Annotated in this window: 5 protein-coding genes and 1 pseudogene; 2 read left to right on the forward strand and 4 right to left on the reverse strand. The window is 46.3% G+C overall.

Features of this window, described 5'->3' with window-relative positions:
* Positions 1 to 121: 121 nt before the first annotated feature.
* The 4 genes from FD12_RS04510 to FD12_RS04525 all read right to left on the reverse strand — a co-directional run bounded on the left by FD12_RS04510 (position 122) and on the right by FD12_RS04525 (position 3,621).
* Positions 122 to 763 (reverse strand): NAD(P)H-binding protein, encoded by a 642-nt coding sequence (locus FD12_RS04510; RefSeq protein WP_054749102.1) that lies wholly within the window; start codon positions 761 to 763, stop codon positions 122 to 124.
* Positions 764 to 867: 104 nt separating this feature from the next.
* Positions 868 to 1,953, reverse strand: coding sequence for an Ldh family oxidoreductase (locus FD12_RS04515; RefSeq protein WP_056981924.1), 1,086 nt, complete (start codon positions 1,951 to 1,953; stop codon positions 868 to 870).
* A 421-nt stretch (positions 1,954 to 2,374) separates the two neighbouring features.
* Positions 2,375 to 2,842, reverse strand: coding sequence for a threonine/serine exporter family protein (locus FD12_RS04520; protein WP_054749100.1), 468 nt, complete (start codon positions 2,840 to 2,842; stop codon positions 2,375 to 2,377).
* Positions 2,842 to 3,621: a threonine/serine exporter family protein gene (locus FD12_RS04525; protein WP_056981926.1), complete on the reverse strand. Its 780-nt coding sequence runs from the start codon at positions 3,619 to 3,621 to the stop codon at positions 2,842 to 2,844. The genes FD12_RS04520 and FD12_RS04525 overlap by 1 nt, the downstream gene beginning before the upstream one ends.
* 437 nt (positions 3,622 to 4,058) lie before the next feature.
* On the opposite strand from FD12_RS04525, the gene FD12_RS04530 reads away from it, so the two are divergent.
* A complete protein-coding gene (locus tag FD12_RS04530; protein ID WP_054749099.1) occupies positions 4,059 to 4,934 on the forward strand; it encodes a homoserine O-acetyltransferase/O-succinyltransferase family protein in 876 nt (291 codons plus the stop codon).
* Positions 4,931 to 5,242, forward strand: a pseudogene (locus tag FD12_RS04535) (PLP-dependent transferase); the annotation flags it as partial. The gene FD12_RS04530 and the pseudogene FD12_RS04535, both read left to right, overlap by 4 nt.
* Between the last annotated feature and the right edge of the window lie 54 nt (positions 5,243 to 5,296).

Genomic DNA, 5,296 nt, shown 5'->3' on the forward strand with positions numbered 1-5,296 from the left:
AGTTATGTGCCTGAAAATTATTAAATATTATCTCCAACTATTGGGGTTCACTTCAGGTTTTGAATGCGTTACTTTTTTGCTTAAATTCTGGGATAAAATCGCCTTTCCCAATCTCATCGAATTAATAAAACGACGGTTTATCCCAATTCGTATTTGGCTCGTTCACACCCAAGCTCTTGCGGGCGTACTTCCGGGACTCATCCTGCAAGATGTTGACAATCAGTTGGGCAACGGCTTGACGGGTCACTTGGGTCCCACCAAATGGCTGGTCGCTGTCAGTTAACTCATAGTTGGTGTTACCGTCTTTATTGTAAAGCCAAGCTAACCGCAGCAACGTGTAAGTGAGATCGGAATTCTTGATGACTTTGGCGGTTTTAATTCGCTTGGTGATTGAGCTTTCAATCATACTGGTATTCCACTGACCAAAGGCGCCCTTGACCTCATCTTCAATCCCAAGGACGGTGGCGCCGATAAATTGGCGGACGTGGTTGGCATCCATTGCGGCCACAATATTTTTAACAGAATCGAGATCACGCATTTCATTCAAATACACCGCGTCAACGCCATCCATGGCCTGATTCAAAGTATCCTTGTCGTTGAAGTCGCCATCAATGATGGTTTCTCGGCTTGGATCAGTCACTTTAATGCGATTGTTGGCATTGCGCGCATACAGTTTTAAGTTAAAATCAGTTTGTTGTAAGAGGGCTGGAATCAAATAACTGGAAATTTGACCGGCAGCTCCTAAAATCAATACAGTTTTCAATTGAATACCTCCTCAAATCATTTTGGTACTACCACTACTATAACGCTTTTGGTTACGGAAAAGCATTTTGTAGAATTAGTCATTAATGGAGATACCAATCAAAATTAGATTGCCTGGGGAACGGCGACACCGGCTTGCTTGCCAATTGTCTCCAGCTCCTTAGCGGTCTTATCGTCAATCACAACGCCTTGCTTAAGATTCTCGTCATAATGTTTATACTCACGATCGCCGGGGATCATGATATGAGTCCCGGGAACGTGCTTGAGGTGGCGAATCCGATCAAACATCTTGGTAGCTCGTTGCTTGAGATCATCAAGTTCGCCAAACAATGCCGGATTGATGGTTAAGAAGAATTGACTGAAGTCGTGGCGACCCGGTTTGTTGGTATCAGCCGAAATTGAGCCCTGAGCTAAGATGCCCGTTAATAATTCAACCACCAAGGAATTACCAAAGCCCTTATAGTTGGAGTTTTGTTCAAGCAGGCCGCCAAGGGTTAGGACTCCGCCGCCAGGTTCATCTTCCGTGAAGGCAACTTTGGCCAAATTGTCTTCCACTTTTTGCGCATCGGTGACCACATGCCGTTGGTCATCAACCGCCCAGTCACCGGGGATGGGTTGATTGTTTTTGGCGAGCACTTGGATTTTTCCACTGGAAACAATCGAGGTCGCCCCATCAAAGACAAAGGGATGGGGGTCAGCCGGAAAAGTAAATGCGAAGGCATTGGAACCCAGGAAGGCCTCAGTCGCGTTGGTCGGAACAACTAATGGGCGCGTGTTGGTCAAGGCAATCCCAATCAATCCTTGCTTAGCGGCTAAGCGGGCATAGTAGCCGGCCGTTCCGAAATGATTGGAGTTGCGGATAACAGCCAGCGAAATCCCCAATTTCTTAGTTTTGTCGATTAAGCTGTTCATTGCAAATGCTGAGGCAATCTGACCCATATTTTTATTGGCGTCGATCAGTAGGCTGGTCGGCGTTTCCTTTAAGACTTTCACTTTGTTTTTGGGTTCAATAATGTGTTCCTTGATCATACTGGTGTACCAAGCCAACCGTTGAATCCCATGGGACGAAATGCCCCGTAAATCCGCATCAACTAATGTGTCGGCAAGTAGGGCGCCATCATGTTCTGAAAAACCGTCTGTTGCAAATACCTTTTCTAAAAATGTTTTTTCTGCTGATGAACTTATTCTCATCAGATCCGCTCCCTTTCAAACGATAATTGATTGTCATTAGACGCAAAAAATCCCTGAACAAAAATAATTTTGTCCAGGGACGAATTAGTCGTGGTGCCACCCAAAGTTTGTCATTCAACTTACGCTGAATCACCTCAAAAATACAATCAAAAAGATCATATTCTGGGTGATATCGCCCCCTCAACGTGTCTAAAGCTTTCACTTTTGACAAGACTCCGAGCTCATCTTCACAGATTGGCTTAGCCTGCATTTTCAGCATTCAGCAGTCTCTGTGTGGGAAGCCAACCAGTTACTCTTCTCATTAACGTCTCATGTTTAATTAACCCGAGAATAGGCCATGCCATATCTTTTGTCAATAGCTGATTGTTCGCCGTCACTGATTTAGTCAGTGATCGATCCGCAGTTTCTCGTCATCCCGAGATTAGGAATGTGATGGGGACTGTCGCCGAGTGACAATCTTCATGAGAATCGGTTTAATCCGGTAAAAAATAACTTCGGCGACGACAAATCCCACGGCGAGTGAAATGGCAATCGTTAACGTATTAAACAGGTATTGCGAAGTGGGAGCTTCCCGGCCCAATGTAAAACTGCGCATCCCCAAATAGAGGATTCCGCCGGGAACTAATGATACCAAGCTGGGCACGTAAATGATGTTGACCGGCACCCGGAATAGGACCGCTGAAATATTTCCAAGGATCCCAATCACAATGGCGGCAGTGAAGTTGGGTAAAATTAGGCCAGGATCGACTTGGAGTACCAAGTAGTAAGCGACCCAGGCAAGTGAGCCGGTGATCCCCGCTGGCAGTAGTGATCGGCGCGGGACGTTGGTGATGAGGCCGAAGCCGACTGTTGATAAAAAGCTAATGACAAATTCAATTAGGACTCGCATCAAAAGCCCCCAATCGTGTGAGCCAACAACGAGCAAAGGGATGTGCCAAGCACCACGCCAGCACCGATTGACCCGGCAATGATAATCGCATCGACCGCCCGAACAACGCCGGAAATCGTGTTGCGGTCGACGATTTCTCGAAATGAGTTGGTGATGGCAACTCCCGGAACGAGCGGCATGAGGGCACTGACGATGATGTTACCGGCACTGGTGGCAATCCCGACAGTCTGCAAGGCGGCTGCTAATAGGCCAACAATGAAGCCGCCACAACCTGCCGCAACGTAGGGCGTTTTAATCCGCCGGCCAGCCAGTTGGGCGCCGAGGTAACCAAAAATACCGACAAAGAAGGCTAACCCCAAGTCAGCCCAGGTTGCCTTGAATAATAGCATTGGTGCAACCGAAACAACCCCGGCGCCAAAAATTTTCTGCGACCAGGTAAAATCAATGACTTTGTGATCAATCTGATTGATCGCGATCTTGAGTTCGTCAAAGTTGATTTTACCCTCCACAAACTTTCGGGACATCGTATTGATCTCGTCGACCTTTTCCAAGTTGAAATCGCCAAGCCGGACTTTCACTAAATGAGTGCGGCTCTGTTGGTTGGTCCCCACAAATAGAGCGGTAATCGTTGCGTGGCAGCTAATATCAAAGTGGGCAGCCTTGCCAATATACTCCACCGTACTTTCCACTCGGGAAGTTTCAGCGCCGCTGGTGAGCAATATTTTGCCAACTTTTCCGCAAGTCGCAATCAATTCATCTTCAGAAATTGGGTTCTCCATGTTAATCTCCCTTGAATGATTAATAAACACATTATAAGCTCATTTTGCAACCGACAAACTAAAATTTTTTCATAAAAATAGATTGACAGCCTGTTAGAACGATGATAAAGTTATCAGCAATTATTAAAGATAGATTAGACGTTGAAGAGAAGAGTAGCGTTTATGTCGGCAATACAGAGAGCTTCGATTGGTGAGAGAAGTGCCCGACAGCGACGTGAAGATGAGCTCTGAGTCTGACGTGCGGTTGCGAGGCTAGCGCGTCCGGTGGTGACCGATATATGACAGGGTTTTCCTTGGTTATGCCGAGGAGTACTTATTGAGGTTGTCACTGTGAAGCGGCAATAAATCAGGGTGGCATCGCGAAGCTTTCGTCCCGTAGTTAATTATAACTATGTGGACGGAAGCTTTTTTTGATTGCTAATAAGGAGATGATTTGGATGACGGCAAACGCAACGAACGGGTTAGTTTATGCCAGTGGAAATTGGCAGAACCAACCACTTGAACAACCATTATCGATCTTGGTGTTGAATCTGATGCCAACTCGGCAAAACACTGAATTACAATTTTTGTCACGGTTCAATGATTGTGGTCGGGAAGTTCAATTAACGTTTATGTATCCAGCAACTCATCACTTTAGAGGGACCCCAAGAGCGCAGATTGAAGCTCATTATGTCAGTCTTTCCCAGATCCAGGATCAATGCTTCGATGGCCTGATTATCACTGGGGCGCCAGTTGAAACTCTTGAATTTGAGGCTGTCGATTATTGGGATGAATTCGTGGCAATTACTGATTGGGCCAGCACTCACGTTAAAGAGCAACTCTATGAATGTTGGGCAGCTCAGGCCGGCCTTTATCACGACTTTGGCATTGAAAAACACTTATTGCCCCAAAAATTATTTGGGATTTATTCAGCAACCAAAGTCGATCATGAATCCCCACTCGCTCGTGGCTTTGGGGCTGGCGGATTGATTCGGATGCCTCAATCCCGAAAGACGGAAAGTGTCCTTGATGAGAACGATCTTCCGGCTGGCTTGACGGTGGTGGCCTCATCACTGCAGTCCGGACCGATTATCTTGTCAGCACCAAGCAAACAAACCACATACGTAACTGGGCATCCTGAATATCAGGAACAAACCCTGGCAGAAGAATATCTCCGCGACGTGAAAAAGCATTTACCAATTCAACTGCCAGAACATTATTTTGAAGATTCAACGACTGGAACGGTTAACGAAACCTGGCGAGAGGCCAGCATTAAATTTTATCAAAATTGGACGCAACTCTTAACAGACAAGAAAGTGGGTTTATCATTATGACAAAAACAAACGAAGAACAAAATTTACACTTTGAAACATTACAGGTTCACGCAGGACAAGTTGTTGACGAAACGGGATCACGAGCGGTCCCAATTTATCAAACAACTTCCTATGTCTTTGACAATCCTGAACAGGCTGCCGGGCGGTTTGGGCTAACTGATCCGGGAAATATTTATACCCGCTTGACCAACCCAACGACCGATGTTGTCGATAAACGCGTGGCTGCGTTGGAAGACGGGACGGCCGGCGTGACGTTAGCAACCGGGTCTGCGGCGATTACCGCAGCCATTCTCAACGTTGCTGGTGAGAAGCTGTTTAGTATCTTTTAAGAAGTAACCTGATAAAAGCTAACGAAACCATCA

The sequence above is a fragment of the Lentilactobacillus rapi DSM 19907 = JCM 15042 genome, from assembly GCF_001436255.1.
GTDB classification, from domain to species: domain Bacteria; phylum Bacillota; class Bacilli; order Lactobacillales; family Lactobacillaceae; genus Lentilactobacillus; species Lentilactobacillus rapi.

Excerpts from the sequence above, each read along its gene's own strand:
- FD12_RS04520 (WP_054749100.1), bottom strand. The coding sequence starts at position 2,842 with ATGCGAGTCCTAATTGAATTTGTCATTAGCTTTTTATCAACAGTCGGC.
- FD12_RS04525 (WP_056981926.1), bottom strand. The coding sequence starts at position 3,621 with ATGGAGAACCCAATTTCTGAAGATGAATTGATTGCGACTTGCGGAAAA.
- FD12_RS04530 (WP_054749099.1), top strand. The coding sequence starts at position 4,059 with ATGACGGCAAACGCAACGAACGGGTTAGTTTATGCCAGTGGAAATTGG.
- FD12_RS04515 (WP_056981924.1), bottom strand. The coding sequence starts at position 1,953 with ATGAGAATAAGTTCATCAGCAGAAAAAACATTTTTAGAAAAGGTATTT.